We start from the raw sequence: 21,240 nt of genomic DNA on the forward strand, positions 1-21,240 counted from the left end.
ACGCATCGGCCCTCTAAAGCCCCGACCGGTACGAGACCGGTCCCGCGGCCTTCGGCCGATGCGCGAACGACGTCGTACGTCTCCGACTCGCGCGAAAGAGCTGAGCTTTCATGGCCCACACCCAGACCGGTACCGCGTCCCTGACCGCCGTCCGTCCACCTCGGCCCCGCCTTCGGGCCGTCGATCCCGACGAGGTCGTCGACCTCGCGCGGGTCGCGGACTTCCTGCCGCCCGGTGCCACGCTGCTGCCCGCGCCGCCGCACGCCCTGCCCACATTGCCCGGGCGGCCGCCGATGGTCGGGTACCTCGTGCTGGTCCCCGTCGACCAGCAGCAGCCCACACCCGCACCCGGCCCCGTGGCCGAGGTGCAGGGGCCCGTGGTGATCGACGGCGACCGGCGGATCGCGGTCGTGGACGGGCAGCCGCTCGATCTCACGTACCTCGAGTTCGAGCTGCTCGCCCATCTCGTCGCCCACCCTCACCGGGTCCACACCCGCGACCAGTTGGTCACGACGGTGTGGGGGTACGGGCATGTGGGCGACGGGCGGACGGTCGACGTGCATGTGGCGCGGCTGCGCCGCAAGCTGGGCGCCGAGCACCGCCACACGATCCAGACCGTGCGGCGGGTCGGCTACAAGTACACGCCCTGATCAGGCCGTCCGGGACCCCTGGGACCTCGCCCGTACCCTGGCCACCAGGGAGAGGGCGAGGTCCACGAGCAGGAACGCCACCAGGCTGAGTCCGAGCATAGGGACGAACCAGCCCACGACCGCCGTCGCCGCGAGCAGCGGCAGCAGCATCGTCGGCGGGATCCTCCGCCACGTGCCTCGCGCCACCGGACGCCCGGGGCGGCGCAGCCACCACATCCGGTAGCCCCAGACGATCAGCAGGACGAGCGCGAGGGCGAGGGCGGCGAGCGCCAGCTGGTTGACCAGGCCGAAGGTCACGCCCATGTGCATGTCGATGCCGAAGCGGGTCAGCTGGGCGAGCACCGGGTAGTCGGCGAAGCGGAGCTCGTCCATGACCGTGCCGTCGGCCGGGTTCACCGCCACCGAGTCCAGGTGGACCGGGAACTGCGCGTCGGTCTCCTTGACGACATAGCCCGTGCCCTCGGCGGGCAGGACGACGGACACCTTGCCCTCGACACCCTTCGCGCGGGCCGCCTCGACCACCGCGTCGATGCCGACGTCCGGGCCCTTCGCGGCCGGGGCCTCGTGGCCGGCGCCGTGGCCCGCGTGCTCCGACGAGCCGCCGGCGGCGGCACCTTCGAGGGTGGCGGAGACGGTCGGGGTGGCGCCGCCGAGCTGGTCTTGGACCGCGCCGATGTTCTCACCGGCGTACCGCGACCAGGTCAGACCGGTGGCGGAGAGCATGACCAGACCGGCCACCGCCCACAGGCCGACCGTGCCGTGCCAGGACAGGGTGCGGCGGCGGGACTTCGGGCCGCGCTCGGGGACGAAGAGGGCGCGGCGGTTCTTCCTGCGGCGGCCGATCCAGAGGAGCAGTCCGCCGAGGGCTATCACCCACAGCCAGCTGGCGGCCAGCTCGCTGTAGTTGCGGCCGAGGTCGCCCAGGTGCAGATCGCGGTGGAGTCCGTCGATCCAGGTGCGCAGCGGAAGCGCGCCGGAGCTGCCGTAGCTGGGGAGCTGGCCCCGTACCTCGGCGGTGTACGGGTCGACGAAGACGGCGAGGGAGGTGCCTTCCTCGACGTCCGGGTCGGCCATGAGGACGCGGGTGGTGGCGCCGTCCTCGGAGGAGGGCCAGACGGCGGTGACGGTGCCGTTGGGGTTCACCTTGGTGGCGGCGTGGACCTGCTGCGAGAGCGGCAGGACCTTGTCCCCGACGGGGACTTTCAGCTCGTGCGCGTAGACGACCTTCTCGGCCTGGAAGGAGAGCGCGTAGAGCAGGCCGCTCGCGGCGGCGATCAGCAGGAAGGGGGCGATGAGGACGCCGGCGTAGAAGTGCAGGCGCAGGACGAGGGGGCGCAGGGCGCTCCAGGTCCCCTTCGCGTCGCCGCTCCCGCTGGTTCTGTCGGGAGTGGTGGGCGCTTCCGCCGTGTCCGGGCGTGCGGGATCGTCGATGGTCATGACTGTCCTAGGAGTCGGTGTCGACAGGGGGAAGGGGCCCCCGGGTCAGACGTGTGCTCCGAGGGCGGTGGCGCGGGGTACGGACAGCCGGGGCGGGCCGCGCCGGGAGAGGGTGTGCGCGAGGACGACGCCGTGCAGCCGGCGGGTGTGCGGGCGCGGGCTTACGGGGTGCGGGAGTTCGGGTACGCGGACGACGGCGAGCAGCAGCCGGAGCGGGGTGAAGGCGAGCGCTCCGACGGTCCGGGCGAGCGCGAAGAGCGCGGCCTCGCCCCTGGCCAGCCAGAGGCCGCAGACGAGGGCGGCGAGGGCGTGGGCGGCGAGCATGCCGGCGGAGGAGTGGCCGGTCGCGGTCTCCATGACCGGGGCCATCGCCGACATCGTCTCCGGGTCCATGGCCAGGCGTCCCATGGTCGCGTGGTCGGCCGTCGCCATGTGGTCCGCCATGGCCGCGTGGTCCGCCGTCGCCAGGGGGTCCGTCGCCGCGTGGTCGATGGTGCCGCCGCGTCCCTCACCCGCCGAGAAGATCAGGTGCAGGCCCGTCTGTACGGCCGCGAGTCCACCGGCGATCGCGCACGCGCCTCGTCGCCGGCCGCCGGCCAGCCAGGCGAGACCGCCGGTGACGGCGAAGGCGGCGTACAGCGATCCGACGGGGATCGAGTGTGCAGACATGGACGAATGCCCCACAGCTGCCAATGTCACGCACACAGCCGCGAAGAGGGCGGCTCGCAGGGCGCGTATCGGCGAGCGGGCATCCGTCATGATTCGGCCATGGTGACATCCGATCGCCAGGAGCGGGAGACCGCCTCCCGTTTCACCCGTGGAGGAATCGTTGGGCGCGGGCCCGCCCTCCGATGCACAGTCGTGGCATGAGACTTCTGATCTTGGGCGGTACCGAGTTCGTAGGACGCGCGGTGGCCGAGACGGCGCTCGCGCGAGGCTGGGAGGTGACGGTCTTCCACCGTGGTCGTCACGAGGCCCCGGCCGGGGCCGTCTCGTTGATCGGCGACCGCACGGCCCCGGGCGGGCTCGCCGCCCTCACCTCCGACGAGAACTCCTCCTGGGACGCGGTCGTGGACACCTGGTCGGCGGCGCCCTCGGCCGTCCGCGACGCGGCCCGGCTGCTGGCGGACCGCGTGGGGCGCTTCGTCTATGTGTCGAGCCGCTCGGTGTACGCCTGGCCGCAGGCGGCGGGTCTGGCCGAGGACGGGCCGCTGGTCGAGGGCTCGCCGGACGCCGGCGACGTGCCGTACGCCGAGGCCAAGCGGGGCGGCGAGCTGGCGGCAGTCGAGGCGTTCGGCCCGGACCGCACCCTCTTCGTCCGCGCGGGGCTGATCATCGGCCCGTACGAGAACGTGGGCCGGCTGCCCTGGTGGCTGGGCCGGATCGCCCGGGGCGGCCCGGTCCTCGCGCCCGGACCGCGTGCGCTGCCGCTCCAGTACATCGACGTCCGCGACCTCGCCGAGTGGACGCTCGACGCGGCGGCGGCCGGGCTCGCCGGCCCGTACAACCTGGTCTCGCCGCCCGGGCACACCACGACGGACGAGCTGCTCGACGCCTGTGTGCGGGCGACCGGCTCGGACGCCGAACTGCGCTGGACCGACCCGGAGACGCTTCTCGCCGCCGGGGTCGAGCCCTGGTCCGACCTGCCGATCTGGATTCCGCCGGGCGAGCTGTACGACGGAATGCACACCGCCGATGTCTCCAAGGCGCTGGCGACGGGGCTGCGTTGCCGCCCGGCGTCCGAGACGGTCGCGGACACCTGGGCCTGGCTCCGGTCGATCGGCGGAGCGGCTCCGCAGCGCGCGGACCGGCCGCCGCTGGGTCTCGCCCCGGAGCGGGAGGCCGCGCTCCTGTCGGACTGATATCCGCATCGGTTCGGCTGAACGCAGGGCGCGTGTCGTCCGTATCAAGTCCCATGCGACGCACAAGAAAACGTTCGACACGCGCGAAACGAGCGGTGGCCGCCTCCGTCGCCCTGATTCTGGGCGGGGGCGGCCTGATCGCCGCCAATGTCTATGCCTCGGCCGGCCAGGGCTGGGGCGATCGGCCGCAGCCGCCGCCCGACCGGCAGAACGCGGTCTCGACGATCGACTGTCCCGATGTCGGCGAGGAGCTGACCCAGGTTCCGGACTCCGCGCGGGTCGCGGTGGACCGTGAACTCGCCACGCTGGACAGTCAGATCACCGTCGCGTACCAGCGCCTCGCCGACAACAAGCAACGGGTGGAGAGCGACCCGGCCTTCGCCGAGCAGCAGATCCTGACCCCTCTCAGGAACGAGCGGCTCAACATCCTCCAGCGGATCGAGCAGATGGTCGGTCAGCCGCTCCAGAGCCTCGCACCGTGCACCCTGCGCGCGGACGACGAGGAGCCGGCGGGTGAGGAGCCGGGCGGCGAGGAGTCGGGCGGCGGCGAGGGGGACCCGGAGGAGCCGGGGAACGAGGGCGACGACGACCAGGACCAGGGCCAGGCGGGGAACGGGCCCGAGGCCTCGGACTTCGTCGACATCACCACCGTCGAGCCGAACGTGAACCGTCCGCAGCAGCGCCGCGGCGCCTCGCGCGGCTCGTTCGCCACCAACTGCGGCACGAACCAGAACGGCAAGTTCAACCCGGACAACGTCATCGTCGCGCCGGGAGTGAGCAACGGCGCCCACCACATGCACGACTACGTCGGGAACCAGGCCAACGACGCCTTCGCCAGTGACGACGACCTGGCAAGGGGCCGGACCACCTGCCGCAACCAGGGCGACCGTTCGACGTACTACTGGCCCGTGCTCCGGCTCCAGAACGGGCAGGCGGAGGACGACGCGCAGGCGGACGGCGGCGGCAAGGACCAGAACGTCGGCGAGATCCAGACACCCGCGCAGGTCACCCTGAACTTCGTCGGCAGTCCGGTCTCCAAGGTCACCGCGATGCCCCGCTTCCTGCGGATCATCACGGGCGACGCGAAGGCCTTCACCAACGGCGACGCGAACGCCAACGCGTCCTGGTCCTGCACCGGTTTCGAGAACCGTCAGCTGAAGGACAAGTACCCGATCTGCCCCGAGGGCAGCAAGGTGGTGCGGACCTTCCGCTTCCAGAGCTGCTGGGACGGACAGAACACCGACAGCGCCAACCACCGCACCCATGTGGCCTTCGCCGACCCGGCGAGCGGGCGCTGCGGCAACGGCTTCCGGGCCATCCCGCAGCTGGTCCAGCGGATCGTCTACGACGTGCCGCCCGGCCCCGGGTTCGCGGTCGACTCGTTCCCGGAGCAGCTGCACAAACCGATCACCGATCACGGCGACTTCATCAACGTCTTCGACCAGCGGCTGATGCGGAGGGTGGTGAGCTGCATCAACGAGGGGCGCCGCTGTTCCTAGTGGCCCTCGGACCCGTGTCCCGCCCCGTGGTCCGACCCGTGGTCCGATCCATGCTCTGCCCCGTGTTCCGACCCATGTCCCGACGATTGCGACGCGTGCGGCGCGTGCGGCTCGGTGGTCTCGACCTGACCACCGAGCCGTTCGCGTACCTGCTTCACCGTGCCGGCGTCGGCCGACACGGCCCACTTGCGGCCGACGAGATACGAACCGCCGTAGTCCTTGGCCTGGTTGAGCCACTCGCGCTGTCCGCGGTCGGTGGCGAAGGTGGTCAGGACGTACGTGCCGTCGTCCGTCGCGCACTTCGCCTGGCGCAGCTCGGCCGCGTCCGTCTGGAGGTCCGGGGCGCAGCCGGCGCGCTCCGCGATCTGCTCCAGGGTGCCGCTCGCCTCCTCGGGCGCCTCCGCCTGCGACTGGCACCCCGTCACGGCGGCCGCCGCCGCCAGAAGGACCAGGGCCACCGTCGTCGTTCGTCGCGTACGCATCAGCATCCGCCCATCCTGCCCGCCCGGTCGCGCCAGGGTGACCGGAATCCGATCGGTTACGGTTTGGTGGGATACGTCCCGAAGACGTACCGATACGGAGGAGTCGACGCCATGCCCGCCATCCCCGCCGCCACCGTCGCCAACCTCCGCGACCTGGGCACGCTCGCCCTCGGTGAGGGGCGCAGCGTCCGCTCGGGGCGGCTCTTCCGGTCCGCGCAGCTCGACCGGCTCGATCCGGCGGACCCGGTGGTGGCCGCGCTCGGCATCCGTACGGTCGTCGACTTCCGTACGGCGCAGGAGCGGGCGGAGCGGCCCGACCTGGTTCCGGCCGACGTGCGGCTGCTCGTCGCGGACGTGCTCGCCGATCATCTGGCCTCCAGCGGCCTGCCGCCCGCGGCCCGGCTGAAGACCCTGCTCACCAACCCGATGCTGGCCGAGCAGGCCCTCGGCGGGGGCCGCGCCCAGGGGGCCTTCGCGCGGACGTACCGGGCCTTCGTGTCGAGCGACTCCGCCCGCGTCGCCTACCGGGTCTTCCTCACCGAACTGGGCGATCCTCGCGGCGGTCCGCTGCTCTTCCACTGCACGGCGGGCAAGGACCGTACGGGCTGGGCGGCCGCGATCGTGCTGTCGCTGCTCGGCGCGGACGAGAAGACGGTCCTGGAGGAGTATCTGTCGGTCAATCCGGCGGTACGGCAGGCGTTCGCGCCGATGATCGAGGGGTTCACGGCCCAGGGCGGCGACCCGGAACTGGCGCTGGCCCTCATCGGGGTCGTACCGGAGTACCTCCAGGCGGCACTGGACGAGGTGGCGGCCCGGCACGGCTCGATGGAGCGGTACGTACGGGACGGCCTCGGCGTTCCCGACGAGGTGACGGACGTGATCCGCGAACGGCTGACGGTGTACGAGGCGTGAAGGCGGCGGTGCCGCGCGGGCGGCCGTCCGCCGGGGTGACCATCGGATGATTCGCTCGTTCTGCTGAACGTGAGCACCCAGGAACTCGCCTCCTCCCCCTTCGGCCCGGTCGACGTCGAACAGGCCGAGGCCGCGCTCGTCGAGCACTACCCGCGGCTGGTCCGGATCGCGTACCTCGTGCTGCCGCCCTCGCTGGGGCGCAATCGGCGGGTGCTGACGGCGCACGCGCTCGTCCAGCGGTCGTTGCCTGCGCGGCGGACGTCCGGGGCCGGGATTCCGGGGCCGCAGCGCTCCGAGGACGCGGTCGACGCCGGGTACGCGTACGTCCGGGTGGAGGTGCTCAGGCAGGCGCTGATCGCGGGGCTGCCGCTGCGGCGCCGGGCGCTGCCGCGGCGGGCACAGTTCCCCCCGCTGCTGCCGCACGTGTGGGGGTTGCGGCTGTTCCCGCGCGCGGGGGGTGCCGACGAACTGGCCCTGGATCAACGGCTCTCCGCCCTGACCGGACCGGGGCGCGCGGTGTACGTGCTGCGGTGGCTGGAGCGGCAGGGGGATCCGGAGGTGCTGCGGGTGCTCGCGGCGGCCGGGGTGGCCGAACCGGACGCGGAGGCGGCGCTCGTGGAGGCCGACGGGGTGGAGGCCGCGCTGGGCATCGGGGCGGCGGGCCTGCTCGACTCGCCCGAGTTCGACCCGTGCTCGCTCCAGGCCCGGCCGACGGATCTGATGCGCCGCCGTCAGCACGGCCGCGCGGCGCTCGCCGCGGCGGCGGCCGTCCTGGTGTGCGGGACGCTGCTCGGGCTGCCCGGTGAGGGCTGGGGGCCGGGCGGCGCCGCCGCCCCCTCGTACGCGCGCAATCCGGCCGCCGAGGCGGCGCTGGACCCGGGGAAGCTGAGACGCGTCCCCGCCGGCTTCTGGCAGCGCTCGGCACGGACGGACTTCTCGGTCTGGCCGGCCCGGGGCGCCCTGGTGGGCGACCGGGCGCTGCTGCGGCGGGCGCTCGCCGTGTGGGCGCGGCCCGGCGGTTCGGTGCGGTCCTCGGCGACGCCGGGGACGCCGGTGGGGCCGCCGATGGGTTCGCCGCAGCTGCTGTACGCGGGCGAGGTGGACGGCTCGCGGGTGGTGCTGTTCCACGACGGGCTGCGGGCGGTGCGGTACGCGGAGCCGTCGGCGGGGACGGCCGGCGCGGCGCTGGACTTCGCGCGGACGGACGGGGCGGACGTGGTCGGCTCCGCGGCCCTCGTCCTCTCCCGTACGACGGCCAACGTCCGCTATGTGACGGCCCCTTGGGTGCGGGAGACGGCCGTACGGGACCTGTTGGCGCCGGCGAAGGAGCCCTGGCGGCTCGAGCGGGACGCGCACGGTGTCACCCAGCCGCTGCTCAGCCCCGCCCAGGCCCGGGGATGCACGGCGTGGAACACGCTCCAGGTGCGGGACGCGACGGGGGTGCGTCTCCTTGCCGATCTGGGCGAGCTGGCGCCTGCCCGGCTGACCTCGGGACCGCCGGGGGCGCCCCAGGACGTGACGGGGAAGGCGGCGCGGTCGCTGTGGGAGCGTGCGGCCTGCCGGCTGACGGCGGTCCGCTCGCACGGGGTGCGGTCGGTGAACGCCTGGCCGTTCGCCGAGCAGCGGCTGCCGGAGGACGGGGGCCGGGCGGCCTGGGTGTGCGCACGGGCGGAGACCTGGCGGGGCACGGGCAGCCGGGTCCTCGCCCAGTTCCAGGTCCCTGCCCCGGGGGTGGCCGCGGCGGTCGTGGCGCAGGCCGAGGAGTCCCCGGCCTGCGGGGTGCGGGAACCCCGGGTTCTCGCGGGGGTGCTCTGGCAGGCGAAGAGCGGTCGGTGGTACGTCCTGGCGGCGGGGAGCGGGGAGTTCGTGGCGCTGCGGACCACGGGCGGGGTGAAGGGTGAGGCGGACGGCCCGCTGCTCGCGGTGCGGGCGAAGGCCGGTGCCCGGGCCGACCTCGTGGGCACCCTGAGGAACGGCGCGCGCGTGGGCGCGCTGCGATGAGGCACGGGCGCCGGACGCCTCCGTGAAATCTCCTGCACGAGTCTGTTGCCAACTGCTTACCCCTCAGTACATTGACGTCATGTCTAATACGCAGCCTGCACCGGTGGCGTCGGAGCACATCGAACTCAAGGCCCGGAAGGTCTCCTTCGACTGGGAGGAGACCCCGCTCCACTGGGTTCCCGGGGATCCCTTCACGACCCACACCATCAACGTGCTGCACCTGCTGCTCCCGGCGGGCGAACGCTGGTTCGTGCACGTCTACAAGCAGGTGCTCCCGTTCATCACCGACGACCGGCTGCGTGACGACGTCATCGGCTTCATCGGCCAGGAGGCCGTCCACTCCCAGGCACACGACGACGTGCTGCCGCACCTCAAGAAGCTCGGCCTGGACCCCACGCCCTACACGGCCCAGGTGGACTGGTTCTTCGAGAAGCTGCTCGGCGACCGGACGCTGCCGCCCGGCCGGGCGCGCCGGTGGTGGCTGATGGAGCGGGTCGCGCTGATCGCCGCCATCGAGCACTACACGGCGTTCCTCGGCAACTGGGTCCTCAACGCCGAGGAGTTGGACCGGCGGGGAGCGGACCCGACGATGCTGGACCTGCTGCGCTGGCACGGCGCCGAGGAGGTCGAGCACCGCTCCGTCGCCTTCGAGCTGTTCATGCACCTCGACGGCGGCTACCGGCGCCGCGCCCGCACCTGGGCCACCGCCTTCACCGCGATGGTCTTCCTCTGGCAGCGCGGCACCCGCTTCTTCATGGAGAACGACCCCACCCTCATCGACGGCAGGGCCTCGGTCGGCCAGCTCGTCCGCAAGGGCCGGGAGGGCGTGCTGCCGTCCACGCCCGACCTGCTCCGGGCGGTCCCGCGCTATCTCAGCCGCGGCTACCACCCCTCCCAGGAGGGGAACACGGCCCAGGCCGTCGCGTATCTGGCCAACTCCCCCGGCGCCAACGGAGGCCGCTGACCATGCCCCGTCCGCTCACCGTCGTCCTGATCGCCGGGGCAGCGGTCCTCGCCAGGCGCGCCATGCGCCGCCGGATCACGGCAGCCCCGCTGTGGCCGATGCCCGCCCTCGACGAGCCGGTCTCGGGCCGCGGCCGGCTCGCGACCGTCACCCGGAAGGTCCTGGTCACCGAGCGCACCGAGCCCGCCGACGGCGTCGTACGGCTCCGGCTCGAAGGCACCGGCCTGCCCGCCTGGCAGCCGGGCGCCCATGTCGACCTGGTGCTGCCGTCCGGTCTGGTGCGCCCGTACTCGCTCTGCGGGGACCCGGCCGACACCGACACGTACACCGTGGCGACCCGCCTGATCGAGGACGGCCGGGGCGGCTCGCGCGAGGTGCACGAACAGCTCCACGAGGGCACGGAGATCGAGATCCGCGGGCCGCGGAACCGCTTCCCGCTGGTCGACGCGCCCTCGTACGTCTTCGTGGCGGGAGGCATCGGCATCACCCCCGTGCTGCCGATGCTGCGCGCGGCGGAGGCGGCGGGCGCCGACTGGCGGCTGCTCTACTGCGGGCGCAGCCGCGCGACGCTGCCGTACCTCGACGAGATCGAGAAGCTCGGCGGGGAGCGCAGCGAGACGGGGGTCCCCCCGGCCGAAGGCCGGGGCAGGGTGACGGTGGTCACCGAGGACGAGTCGGGCCGCCCGCAGCTCGGCTTCCTCGCCGAGGTGCCGGAGGAGACGGCGGTGTACTGCTGCGGTCCGGACGGGCTGATGGACGCGGTGACCGCCGCGATGCCCGCGGGCCGGACCCCGCATCTGGAGCGCTTCTCCCCCGCCGCCACGACGGGCGGCGGCTCCTTCGAGGTCGAACTGCGCCGCACCGGGCGAACGGTGACGGTGGCGGCGGACCAGTCGCTGCTCGCCGCGGTCCGTTCCGAGCTGCCGGGCGTCGCGTACTCCTGCGAGCAGGGCTTCTGCGGGACCTGCCAACAGCGCGTCCTCGAGGGCGAGATCGACCACAGGGACGAGCTTCTCACCGACGCCGAGCGCGGCGGGTCGATGCTGATCTGCGTCTCCCGCTGCGCCGGGGAACGGCTGGTCCTCGACCTCTAGAAGGGGGCCGGATCCTGCCTCAGGGGAGGATCAGCCAGTCGAAGGCGAGCGCGGCGGCCAGGCCGCCCACCAGGAGCCACGTGCCCAGGCGGGTGCGGCCGTTGCGGGAGAGCTCGATCACGACGCCGCAGAGGATCATGGCCAGTCCGTACACACCGACGACGAGCACGGACGTACGACTGGCCAGCCGGATCACCAGCACGGCCGCCATGGCGACCAGCAGCACGGACGCGGCGGCTATCCGCAGTTGGCGGGCCTGCTTCGGGCTCAAACCGTTGGTGCTCATGTCGTGGGAGCGTATCGGACGCCCGTTAGGCTGTTCGCATGACGACCGGGGTACGCCGCAGGATGGGCGTCGAGGAGCGCAAGCAGCAGCTGATCGGGGTGGCCCTGGAGCTGTTCAGCCACCGCTCCCCCGACGAGGTGTCCATCGACGAGATCGCCGCGGCCGCGGGGATCTCGCGGCCGCTGGTCTACCACTACTTCCCCGGCAAGCAGAGCCTGTACGAGGCGGCGCTGCGACGGGCCGCGGACGAGCTGGCGGCCCGGTTCCTCGAGCCGCCGCAGGGCCCGCTGGGCGCCCGGCTGCTGCGGGTGATGGGCCGGTTCTTCGACTTCGTCGACGATCACGGGCCGGGTTTCGCGGCGCTGATGCGGGGCGGGCCCGCGGTGGGTTCCTCGACGACGAACGCGATGATCGACGAGGTGCGGCAGGCCGCCTACGAGCAGATCCTGGCCCATCTGGATGTCGAGCGCCCCTCGGCCCGGCTCGAACTGGTCGTCCGCTCCTGGGTGTCGCTGGCGGAGTCGACGGCGCTGATCTGGCTGGACGGGCGCCGGGTGCCCCGCGCGGAGCTGGAGCTGCAGCTGGTGCACGACTTCGCGGCGCTCGCGGCGGTGAGCGCGGCGTACGACACGGAGATGGCGGACATCCTGACCCGCATCCTCGCCGACGAGCCGGCGGACGGCCCGTTCGGCGAGCTGGTCGGCCGGCTCATGGCGCTGGTGCCGCGGGTGTCGGCCCAGGGCGGTCAGACCTTGCGGTAGGAGGGTTCGAGGTCGCGTACCTCGGCGGAGAGCCGTGCGGAACCCGGCTCCTTGATGTACGCGGGCAGGAGCGCGACCACGGCCTCCGCGAGACGGGCCTTCGTCTCGTCCGTGCGGCCGGGCAGCACCGCGATCTCCACATGGACGACGACGTCGTCGCCCGTACCGTCCCCGACGACGGCCTCCTCGACCGCGCGGAAGCGGGTCTTGCAGTTCTCGATCCGCGTGTCGACGTTCTCCACCACGAGCGGGTGCAGCGCGAGCGCGAAGCCGCGCCGGTCGAGCGGCGCGGAGTGGTCCACGGTGATCTGCGGCATGAGGGCTCTCCCGGTCGTGAGGATGACTGACCACACCCTTACGGTGATCGTCATGGACGCACAAGTGACCTTCCGGCAGGCGGACGACCGCGATCTGGACCGGCTGGTGGGGTTGTTCGACGGGGCCGCGGGCTGGATGGTCCGCAACGGGATCGACCAGTGGAAGCCGGGCGACAAGAGCGCCGAGCACTTCCGGGCCCGGATGGCCGCCGGCGAGGTGTGGCTCATGTGCCGTGCGGGCCGGGCCGTCGGGGCGTACGAGCTGTGGTGGGAGGACGAGCCCGCGTGGGGCCCGCAGCCCCCGGTCGCGGGCTATGTCCACCGGCTGATGACCGACCGCGAGACCGCCCCCGCCGGAGCCGGCCGCGCGCTCCTGGCGCATGCCGAGGAGCGGATCGCGGCCGGTGGGAGGGCGGTGGCCCGGCTGGACTGTGTGACGGGCAACCCGCGGCTCCGTACGTACTACGAAGCCGCGGGCTACACGGCCGTCGGCGAGGAGCTCGGCAAGCTCGCCGCCGACGGCACGCGTTACGGGGTCACGCTGCTCGAGAAGGCGCTCACCCGGCCCTGAACACGGCCACCGTGCGGGCCGGGACCGTGAAGGTGCCGGAACCGGCCTCGTAGGAGGCGGACTTGACCGTGGTGTCCGAGCCGGCCGCCTGGACCGGGTGGAGGGCGTAGCCCTTTCCGGCCAGCGCGGCGACCCGCTGGGTCTGCCACTCCGGGCTCGCGTTGAAGACCACGACCAGGTCGCCCAGGCGCATGGTGATCACGCCCGGGGTCTCGCCGGTTCCGGAGAGCGGGAAGGACAGGGCGTCCTGGACCTGTCCGGCGGTGGCGAGGGAGAAGGCGGGCTCGGTCGTACGGATCTTCTGGAAGTCCCGGTAGGCGGCCGAGGCGCCGTCGATCCGGTCGCAGCCGACGGTGAGGCCGGGGGCGGTCAGCAGCGGCTTTCCGTAGCCCCACTTGGCCTTGTTGTCGGCCGCCGGGGGAAGGCCACGGCCGAAGCCGTTGCCGGCGCGGCAGTCCCAGTGGATCGCGTTGAACCAGTCGCCGCTGTCGTACGAGTTGCGGTCCAGCGACTTGGAGCGCAGCAGGTCCGAGCCCGCCTGGGAGAGCGCGGGGCCCTGCGAGAGCGTCGCCGTCGCCATGGCGAGGACCTGCATCCTGGACCGGTCGGCTGCCGACGTGCCCGCGGGGAGCTTGAAGGCGAGCGCGTCGTACAGGGTCTCGTTGTCGTGGGCGTCGGCGTAGGCGAGGGCGTCGCCGGGGGCCGCCGCGTAGCCGGCCGGGGAGCCGTTGTAGTCGACCTGGCTGCCCTTGACCGTACGGCCGGAGGTGTCGGTGAAGGAGTAGTCGGCGAGGTTGCCGGTCAGACCGACCTTGATCAGGTCCTGGTAGTGCAGGAGCCGGGCCTTCTGCTGCTCCGGAGTGCCGTTGGCCGTCGAGGAGTTGGGGTCGGTGAAGAGGCCGGAGGCGAAGCCCTGGACGCCCGGGTCCTCGTCGAAGGGGCCGCCGCCGCGGACGGCGTCACGGGCCCGGTCGGAGAAGGTGGCGATGCCGGTGCCGGCCATGTTCTTCTGGGTGGCCTGGACGAAGCGGGAGTCGTCGGCGATCTCGCCGAAGTTCCAGCCCTCGCCGTAGAGCACGATCGCCTTGCCGTCGACGCCGTCCTTGGCGACGGTCAGCGCGTCCAGGGCCTTGCGGACGGCGAGGATGTTCTCCTTCGGGTGGTGGCCCATGAGGTCGAAGCGGAAGCCGTCCACCTTGTACTGCCTGGCCCAGGTGACGACCGAGTCGACGACGAGCTTGCCCATCATGGCGTTCTCGGGCGCGGTGTTGGCGCAGCAGGTGGAGGTGGCGACGGAGCCGTCGGCCTGGAGCCGCTGGTAGTAGCCGGGCACGACCTTGTCGAGGACGGACTTGTCGGCCTGGCCGCTGGCCACGGTGTGGTTGTAGACCACGTCCATGACCGTGCGCAGTCCGGCGCCGTTCAGGGACTGGACCATCTGCCGGAACTCGACCGTGCGGCGGGTGCCGTCGGGGTCGGTGGCGTAGGAGCCCTCGGGGACGGTGTAGTGCAGCGGGTCGTAGCCCCAGTTGTAGGCGTCCTTGGCCGCGGCGGCGGCCACGCAGGCCTGCTGCTCCTCGGAGTCGGGGGCGTAGACCTTCAGGTCGCAGGCGGGTTCGGTCTGGTCGGACTTCTTCTCGGGGATGGTGCCGATGTCGAAGGCCGGGAGCAGGTGGACGTAGGAGGTGCCGGAGGCGGCGAGGGCCTTCAGGTGCTGTGAGCCCTTGCTGCCGGCGTCGGTGAAGGCGAGGTAGGTGCCCTTGTGGGCAGGGACGGCCGTGGTGTCCGCGATCGAGAAGTCGCGGATGTGGAGCTCCTGGATCTGGGCGTCCCGCAGCGGTACGGCCGCGGGCTTGGCCAGGCTCTTCCAGCCCTTGGGGGCGAGCTTCGGGTCCGCGAGGTCGACGACCAGGCTGCGGGCCGAGTCGGTGGTCAGGGCGGTGGAGTAGGGGTCGGTGACCTTGTTGGTGACGATCTGCCGGACGGTGGGCGCCCAGACCTTGACCACGTAGCGGTACGGCTTGCCGGTCCAGGCGCGCGTGCCGGTGACCGACCAGACGCCGGAGGCGTCGTCGCGGCGCATGGGCACGGTCCTGCCGTCGAGTTCGAGCGCGACGGACTGGGCGGTGGGCGCCCAGAGCGACAGCGTGGGGCGGCCGTCGCGGAAGACCGGGCCGAGGTCGGTCCCGGTCGCCTTCGGTGCGTACAGGTCGTCGAGGACACCGGCGAGCTGGACACCCGTGGCGGTCAGGACGGCGCCGTTCGCCGCGTACTGGGCGGCGACGAGCTGCCCCTTGAGCGCCTCGCGGACGCGGTCGCGGTCACGCGGGTCGACCGTGAAGGCGCCGTACGTCTTCAGGTGCGGGAAGGCGGCCTTCTGGGCGTCGGTGAGCTCGGTCCGGTTCAGGCGCAGGGCCTGGCGGTTCCCGGTGAGCGTCCCGTTCTCGGCCTTGATCGAGCCGTCGCGGGAGGAGAGCAGCACGCTGGAGGCGGCGGTGTCGCTGCCGTTCCAGGCGAGGGTGGTCTCGTCGATCCAGACGGCCTGCGCCTTGGTGAGGTCGAGCGCGGCGCCGCTGCCCTTGGGCTGCGGCAGCAGGTACTTCTCCTGGCCGCCGAGCATCCACACCTCGTGGCCGTCGGCCTTGAGGTCGAGAGACTGGTCGGTGGGCAGGTCCTTCTCGTCGCCCTTGTGCAGGATGTACGAGAGGGAGGTGGCGCCCGCCGCGAGCGGGACCTCGTAGACCGCGCCGTAGGCGTCGGTGCGCACCGGCTCCAGCGGCTTGCTCCAGTCGGTGGGGTTGGCGGCGCCCGTCCAGGTGTGCAGGCCCCAGCCGGCGTAGTCGCCGTCGGCCCGCTTGTAGTGCAGGACGGCCTTCGTCGTGTCCTGGGGCGGGTAGGCCCCCTCGGGCGCGGCGCTCAGGACCTCCGGCTTGCCCTGCTCGATCCAGACCTCGCCGGTCTTGGAGAGGTCGACGGTGCGGTCGGCGTCGGTGTCCTTGACGCCGTCCTTGTTCACGGCGATGAAGCCGACCGAGGAGGCGCCGGGCTTGAGCTTGACGTAGGCGAAGGCGCCGTACGCGTCACGGCCGGTGAAGGGCTTGCCGGCGGGCCAGGTGGTGCCTTCGCCGTCGGCGATGTCGCCCCAGGTGTACAGGCCCCAGTCGGCGTAGTCGCCGTCGGCGCGCTTGTAGTGGACGATCGCGTAGTCGCGCTGGGTGGCGGTCGGCGGCTGTTCGACGGCCGGGGCGCCGCTCGTGGTCGCGGCGGTCGCGCTCGCGGTGCGGCCGGCGCTGTCGACGACGACGGCCTTGTAGCGCAGGGCCGTTCCGGCGGGCGCGGTGATCTTCTGGGTGACCTTGTACGGGGCGTGGTCGGCGGAGCCGAGGACCTGCCACCTTCCGTTGCCGGTCTGGGCGGCGAAGACGACGCGGTTCAGCTGTCCGCCGGTGACGTCGGCGGAGAGCTCGACAGTGCCGGTGGCTCCGGCCTCGGGGGCCTTGAGGGTGATCTTCGGCGTGGCGGCGGGCGCGCCGAGCGGCTTGGCGGCCTTGAGCACGAGGGAGCCGAGCGCCGGGACGGTCACCTTGATCTTCGTGTCGCCGTCGCTGGTGACGCGGGCGTCACCGCCGTGGATGGCGGTGAAGTCCATGCCCGCGGAGCCGGTCGGGATCTCGACGGTCTTCGCCTCGGTGGAGCTGTTGACCGCGACGACATACGCGTTCTTCGTACGGGCGTCGGTACGGGAGAAGGCGTAGACGGAGCCTTCGGCGTACCGCTGCTCCTGGATGCCGTCGCGCAGCGCGGGGTGCTTCTTCGTGAGCGCGGAGAGCGCGGCGATCTGGCGGTACAGGGGGTGCGAGGCGTCGTAGGCGTCGCTCGCGTGGGTGCGGTCGGTGCCGAGCTGGTCGTCGTCCAGGTAGTCGGCGGTCTTCGACGCGAAGAGGGTCTGACGGGAGTCCTTGTCGCCGCCGGCGCCGGTGTAGCCCTGCTCGTCGCCGTAGTAGACGACGGGGTTGCCGCGGGTGAGGAACATCAGCTCGTTGGCGAGCCGGTAGCGCTGGAGGAGTTCGGCGTCGCCGGCCTTCGGGTTGTCCTGCTTGAGGAAGGTGCCGAAGCGGCCCATGTCGTGGTTGCCGAGGAAGGGCACCGACTCGTAGGCGTTGGCCTTGTCGGTGGTGTAGCGGTAGTCCTGGCCGAAGAGGTTCGCCAGCTTGTCCGCCGTACCGCCCTGGGAGGCGAAGGTGCGGGCGGCGTCCTGGAAGGGGAAGTCGAGGGTGGCGTCGAGGCGGCCCTCGGTCACGTACGGGGCGGTGATCGCCGGGTCGGCGGAGTAGACCTCGCCGAACATGAAGAAGTCGTCGCGGCCGCGCTTCGCGGCGTACTCGTCGAGGGCGGTGGCCCACTGGGTCCAGAACGCGGTGTCGACGTGCTTGACGGTGTCGATGCGGAAGCCGTCGATGTCGAAGTCGCGGACCCAGCGCTGGTAGATCTTCTCCATGCCCTCGACGACCTCGGGACGCTCGGTCCACAGGTCGTCCAGGCCGACGAAGTCGCCGTACTGGGAGGACTCGCCGGCGAAGGTCGAGTCGCCCCGGTTGTGGTACATCGTCGGGTCGTTGAGCCAGGAGGGAACCTTGACGTTCTTCTTCTCGGCGGGCACGACGGGGGTGCGGGGGAAGGAGTCCGTGTCGACGCGCGGGAACGAGCCGCTGCGGTCGTCGAAGGGGACACCGTCCTTCGTCAGATAGGGGAAGGCGCCCTTGGAGAGGTAGCCGTAGGTCTTCTCCTTGTAGTCGACGACGTCGGCGGTGTGGTTGGTGATGACGTCGAAGAAGACCTTCATGCCCTTGGCGTGGGCCAGGTCGATCAGCTTCTCCAGGTCGGCGTTGGTGCCGAAGTGCGGGTCGACCTGGGTGAAGTCGGTGATCCAGTAGCCGTGATAGCCGGCGCTGGCGTCCTTGCCGGTGCCCTGGACGGGCTGGTTCTTGAAGATCGGCGCCATCCAGATGGCGGTGGTGCCGAGGCCCTTGATGTAGTCGAGCTTCTTGGTGAGCCCCTTGAGGTCACCGCCCTGGTAGAAGCCCTTGTCGGCGGGGTCGAAGCCGGTGTCGAGACGCGTCCCGGTGAGCCCGCCGCGGTCGTTGGCGGTGTCCCCGTTGGCGAACCGGTCGGGCAGCACGAAGTAGAACTGCTCGCGCGTGAGGTCGTGCCGCGCGGGCTGCGCGGCGAGCGCCCGGTCGGACGGCGGAGGCGGTGGCGGCGGCGCGGCCGCGGCCGGGAGGGCGGGCACCATCGCCGCGCACAGGGCGGTGGCCACGGCGGCCGCCGTTCTCTTGCGTATCACGGGGGTTCTCCCTGGAGGTACGGGAAGGGGGGCCGCCCCGGCGGGGCGGCCCTGAGGAGAGGAGCGATCAGCTGCGGAAGGTGTCGTTCAGGACGATCCGGCCGGAGGCGGGGACCGTGGCGGTGCGGTTGGCGCCCGACTCCCAGGTCACGTTGCCCGCCGCGTCCTTGCGGACGTACTTGTACTCGAAGGCAGTGCCGGCCGGCAGGGAGACGTCGAGCTTCCAGACCGGGTACGAGGCCGGGTCCAGCTTCAGGGCCGCGGCCGGGGACCAGGTGCCCAGCTCCGCGCGGTTGCCGGTCACGTAGATGTTCTGGCCGGAGACCGTGGTGGCGCTGACGTTGAAGGAAGCGCCCGTGGCGGCCGGCGGCGGGGTCGTCGTGCCGCCGCCGCAGTTCTTCGCGTTCACGTGCAGCGCCAGCGCCGTGTTGGATGCCAGCGTCGCCGTGAACTGGCCGGCCGCGTTCACCGTCACGCCCGTGTTCGACTGGACGTCGCAGTACGTGCCGGCCGGCAGCCCCGTCTGGAAGGTGCGGGTCAGCGACGAGCCCTCGTGGTTGAGGGCGACGTACGCCTTGTCGCCCCGGCCGAACGCGATCGCGTTGTTGCCGTTGTCCCACCAGTTGGTGACCGCCGTGCCGCGCGCGGCGTTGCGGAGGCCGACCATCGAGGCGATCTCGCGCCACGCGTGCTGGCACTTCCAGCCGTCGCTGTAACAGGCGTTGACCTGGCCACCGTTGGGCGCGCCCGCGTCCTTGTCGGACCACTCGTAGCCGGAGTGGACGTCCGGGGAGCCGTACGGCCAGGCCAGCATGAAGACGCTCGCCAGGGTGTAGGCCGCGCCGTTCTTGTAGTTGAGGGTGTCGCCGCCGCGCTCGGTGTCGTGGTTGTCGACGAAGACGCCGGACGAGCCGGAGGACATGTAGCCCCAGGACTCGCCGAAGTTGTTCAGGTACGCGAGCTTCTCCGAGCCGAAGATCCGCTTGAGGTCCCGTGCGTAACGGAACTCTTGCACATCTCCGTTGCCCAGGTACTCGCTCGGGGAGACGGCCTCACCGGCCCCGTATATCGCCTCCTGCTTCCAGTAGACGCCCGGGTTGCTCAGCCGCGACTTGATGTTCGCGAGGTCGGCGGCCGGCATGTGCTTGGCCGCGTCGACCCGGAAGCCGTCCACGCCGAGCGAGAGGAGGTCGTTCATGTACGCGGCGATCCGGCCGCGCACCCAGTCCTCACCGGTGTCGAGGTCCGGCAGGCCGACCAGCTCGCAGTTCTGGACGTTGGCCCGGTCCTGGTAGTTCGAGATGGTGGCCCGGCAGTCGTCCATGTCGGAGCCCGAGTACAGGCCCGGGTAGTCGTACTTGGAGAACGAGGTCCCGCCCGTTCCCGTGCCCGACGCGTTGGCCATGTGGTTGATGACGGTGTCGGCGACGACCTTCACGCCCGCCGCGTGACAGGTGTCGACCATGGCCTTGAAGGCGGTGCGGTCGCCGAGGGGTCCGGCGATCTTGTAGCTGACGGGCTGGTACGCGGTCCACCAGGTCGATCCCTGGATCCGCTCCTGAGGCGGCGACACCTGCACGTAGCCGTAACCGGCCGGACCGAGCTGGTCCGTGCAGGCCTTGGCCACCGAGGCGAACTTCCACTCGAACATCACCGCGGTGACGTCCTTGGGGCCGGGTGCCGCCGCCTGTGCCGGGGCGGTCGGCGCCGTGACGGCCACAGCGGCTCCCGCCACGACGGCGAGTGCAGCGGCCACGGTCTTTCTGGCCATGATTCCTCCTGACGACGTCCCTGTCGCAAGAAGTTGCCGAAAATGTCAGCAACTGTTTTCAGCCGTGACCGTACGAGCGCCCCGACCCCGGGTCAACCCTTGGGACCCCTCAATGCAGGGAGTTACGCAAGGAGTTGCAGCGAGGTCCCGGCCGGCGGCTGCGCCGTGGAGCCCCGGACCACCAGCTCCGGCTGGAAGACGAACTCCGTGCGCTGCACGGGGTTCCCCTCCACCTCCTCCAGGAGCGCCCCCACCGCCGCCGTCGCCATCGCCTGCACGGGCTGACGCACGGTGGTGAGCGGCGGGTCGGTGAACGCGATCAGCGGCGAGTCGTCGAAACCGATGACCGACACGTCACCGGGCACGTCGAGGCCCCGGGCGCGCACCGCGCGGATCGCGCCGAGCGCCATCAGGTCGGAGCCGCAGACGATCCCGGTGCAGCCCTGGTCGAGCAGGATGTCGGCCGCGGCGTGCCCGCCCTCGACACCGAACAGCGTGGGACGGACATACCGTTCGGCCTCCTCCCGCTCCATCCCCAGGAGGTGGTGCAGCTCGGCCGCGAAGCCCTCCGCCTTGCGGCGCGAGGGCACATAACGGGTGGGGCCGATCGCGAGGCCGATCCGCTCGTGGCCCAGCTCGACCAGATGCCGTACGGCCATCCGCGCGGCCGCCCGGTCGTCGGGCGAGACGAAGTTGGCGTCGATCCGCTCGTTGAAGCCGTTGATGAGGACGAACGGGACGCCCCGCGCGGCCAGCCGGACGTAGCGCTCCGGGTCGGCGGAGGCGTCCGCGTGCAGCCCGGAAAGGAAGATGATGCCGGTGACCCCGCGCTCCTCCAGCTGCTCGACCAGCTCGTCCTCGGTGGCGCCGCCGGGCATCTGGGTGCAGAGCACCGGGGTGTAGCCGTGCCCGGCCAGGACCTGCTCGATGACCTGCGCGAACGCCGGGAAGATCGGGTTGGTCAGCTCGGGCACGAGCAGGCCCACCAGGCCCGCGCTGCGCCGTTTCAGCCGCACGGGACGCTCGTAGCCGAGCACGTCGAGCGCGGCGAGGACGCGGTGCCGGGTCCCGCCGGCCACGCCCGCCTTGCCGTTGAGCACCCGGCTGACCGTGGCCTCGCTGACCCCGGACTGGGCCGCGATGTCCGCGAGCCGCGGGGGGGCGGGGCCCGCGCCCCCCCGCGGGGGGGGGGGGGCCCCCCCCCCCCCCCCGGGGGGGGGGGGGGGGGGGGCCCCCCCCCCCGCCCCCCCGCCAGCGCTAGCCGGGGTGGGGGACGGGGCCGCCCGCGC

Annotated in this window: 17 protein-coding genes; 9 read left to right on the plus strand and 8 right to left on the minus strand. The window is 72.2% G+C overall.

What is annotated here, in order from left to right; all coding sequences use genetic code 11:
• Window positions 1–110 precede the first annotated feature (110 nt).
• Complete coding sequence (locus ACFY8U_RS22925) at window positions 111–650, plus strand: winged helix-turn-helix domain-containing protein (RefSeq protein ID WP_389572959.1); 540 nt, start codon at window positions 111–113, stop codon at window positions 648–650.
• Here the strand turns inward: ACFY8U_RS22925 and ACFY8U_RS22930 are convergent, their stop codons facing one another.
• The gene (locus ACFY8U_RS22930) at window positions 651–2,087 is read right to left on the minus strand and encodes a PepSY-associated TM helix domain-containing protein (protein WP_389572961.1); all 1,437 of its coding nucleotides are present in this window, start codon (window positions 2,085–2,087) and stop codon (window positions 651–653) included. It lies immediately after the preceding gene.
• Window positions 2,088–2,132: 45 nt separating this feature from the next.
• Complete coding sequence (locus ACFY8U_RS22935) at window positions 2,133–2,756, minus strand: hypothetical protein (protein ID WP_389572963.1); 624 nt, start codon at window positions 2,754–2,756, stop codon at window positions 2,133–2,135.
• A gap of 197 nt (window positions 2,757–2,953) precedes the next feature.
• Here ACFY8U_RS22935 and ACFY8U_RS22940 point away from each other — a divergent pair, with 197 nt between their 5' ends.
• Window positions 2,954–3,949, plus strand: a complete 996-nt coding sequence (locus tag ACFY8U_RS22940) for an NAD-dependent epimerase/dehydratase family protein (protein WP_389572965.1) — start codon at window positions 2,954–2,956, stop codon at window positions 3,947–3,949.
• Between the two features lie 53 nt (window positions 3,950–4,002).
• Window positions 4,003–5,448: a DUF1996 domain-containing protein gene (locus ACFY8U_RS22945; RefSeq protein WP_389572968.1), complete on the plus strand. Its 1,446-nt coding sequence runs from the start codon at window positions 4,003–4,005 to the stop codon at window positions 5,446–5,448.
• Here ACFY8U_RS22945 and ACFY8U_RS22950 read toward each other — a convergent pair.
• The gene (locus ACFY8U_RS22950) at window positions 5,445–5,930 is read right to left on the minus strand and encodes a hypothetical protein (protein WP_361593379.1); all 486 of its coding nucleotides are present in this window, start codon (window positions 5,928–5,930) and stop codon (window positions 5,445–5,447) included. The genes ACFY8U_RS22945 and ACFY8U_RS22950 overlap by 4 nt on opposite strands.
• Window positions 5,931–6,041: 111 nt before the next feature.
• Between ACFY8U_RS22950 and ACFY8U_RS22955 the strand changes: the two genes are divergently transcribed.
• The 4 genes from ACFY8U_RS22955 (at window position 6,042) to ACFY8U_RS22970 (ending at window position 10,901) form a co-directional block, all read left to right on the plus strand.
• Entirely contained in the window at window positions 6,042–6,842 is an 801-nt protein-coding gene (locus ACFY8U_RS22955; protein ID WP_389572970.1) for a tyrosine-protein phosphatase, read from the plus strand.
• Between the two features lie 60 nt (window positions 6,843–6,902).
• Entirely contained in the window at window positions 6,903–8,843 is a 1,941-nt protein-coding gene (locus ACFY8U_RS22960; protein ID WP_389573280.1) for a hypothetical protein, read from the plus strand.
• A 79-nt stretch (window positions 8,844–8,922) separates the two neighbouring features.
• Window positions 8,923–9,807 (plus strand): metal-dependent hydrolase, encoded by an 885-nt coding sequence (locus tag ACFY8U_RS22965; protein ID WP_361754384.1) that lies wholly within the window; start codon window positions 8,923–8,925, stop codon window positions 9,805–9,807.
• A 2-nt stretch (window positions 9,808–9,809) separates the two neighbouring features.
• The gene (locus tag ACFY8U_RS22970; protein ID WP_389572973.1) at window positions 9,810–10,901 is read left to right on the plus strand and encodes a PDR/VanB family oxidoreductase; all 1,092 of its coding nucleotides are present in this window, start codon (window positions 9,810–9,812) and stop codon (window positions 10,899–10,901) included.
• Between the two features lie 19 nt (window positions 10,902–10,920).
• Here the strand turns inward: ACFY8U_RS22970 and ACFY8U_RS22975 are convergent, their stop codons facing one another.
• Window positions 10,921–11,187 (minus strand): hypothetical protein, encoded by a 267-nt coding sequence (locus ACFY8U_RS22975; RefSeq protein WP_260226591.1) that lies wholly within the window; start codon window positions 11,185–11,187, stop codon window positions 10,921–10,923.
• A gap of 38 nt (window positions 11,188–11,225) precedes the next feature.
• Here ACFY8U_RS22975 and ACFY8U_RS22980 point away from each other — a divergent pair, with 38 nt between their 5' ends.
• The gene (locus tag ACFY8U_RS22980) at window positions 11,226–11,948 is read left to right on the plus strand and encodes a TetR/AcrR family transcriptional regulator (protein ID WP_389572975.1); all 723 of its coding nucleotides are present in this window, start codon (window positions 11,226–11,228) and stop codon (window positions 11,946–11,948) included.
• Here ACFY8U_RS22980 and ACFY8U_RS22985 read toward each other — a convergent pair.
• Window positions 11,933–12,265, minus strand: a complete 333-nt coding sequence (locus ACFY8U_RS22985; RefSeq protein ID WP_389572978.1) for a 5-carboxymethyl-2-hydroxymuconate Delta-isomerase — start codon at window positions 12,263–12,265, stop codon at window positions 11,933–11,935. The two genes, ACFY8U_RS22980 and ACFY8U_RS22985, sit on opposite strands and share 16 nt — an antisense overlap.
• A 52-nt stretch (window positions 12,266–12,317) precedes the next feature.
• Between ACFY8U_RS22985 and ACFY8U_RS22990 the strand changes: the two genes are divergently transcribed.
• Window positions 12,318–12,836, plus strand: coding sequence for a GNAT family N-acetyltransferase (locus tag ACFY8U_RS22990; RefSeq protein ID WP_389572981.1), 519 nt, complete (start codon window positions 12,318–12,320; stop codon window positions 12,834–12,836).
• Here the strand turns inward: ACFY8U_RS22990 and pulA are convergent.
• The 3 genes from pulA to ACFY8U_RS23005 all read right to left on the minus strand — a co-directional run bounded on the left by pulA (window position 12,823) and on the right by ACFY8U_RS23005 (window position 21,093).
• Window positions 12,823–18,129, minus strand: coding sequence for a pullulanase-type alpha-1,6-glucosidase (pulA, locus tag ACFY8U_RS22995; protein ID WP_389573283.1), 5,307 nt, complete (start codon window positions 18,127–18,129; stop codon window positions 12,823–12,825). The genes ACFY8U_RS22990 and pulA overlap by 14 nt on opposite strands.
• A 118-nt stretch (window positions 18,130–18,247) precedes the next feature.
• The gene (locus ACFY8U_RS23000; protein WP_389572983.1) at window positions 18,248–19,951 is read right to left on the minus strand and encodes a carbohydrate-binding module family 20 domain-containing protein; all 1,704 of its coding nucleotides are present in this window, start codon (window positions 19,949–19,951) and stop codon (window positions 18,248–18,250) included.
• A gap of 122 nt (window positions 19,952–20,073) precedes the next feature.
• Window positions 20,074–21,093, minus strand: a complete 1,020-nt coding sequence (locus ACFY8U_RS23005; RefSeq protein WP_361642520.1) for a LacI family DNA-binding transcriptional regulator — start codon at window positions 21,091–21,093, stop codon at window positions 20,074–20,076.
• Between the last annotated feature and the right edge of the window lie 147 nt (window positions 21,094–21,240).

This window comes from Streptomyces sp. NPDC012508 (genome assembly GCF_042902595.1).
In the GTDB taxonomy this organism is placed as follows: domain Bacteria; phylum Actinomycetota; class Actinomycetes; order Streptomycetales; family Streptomycetaceae; genus Streptomyces.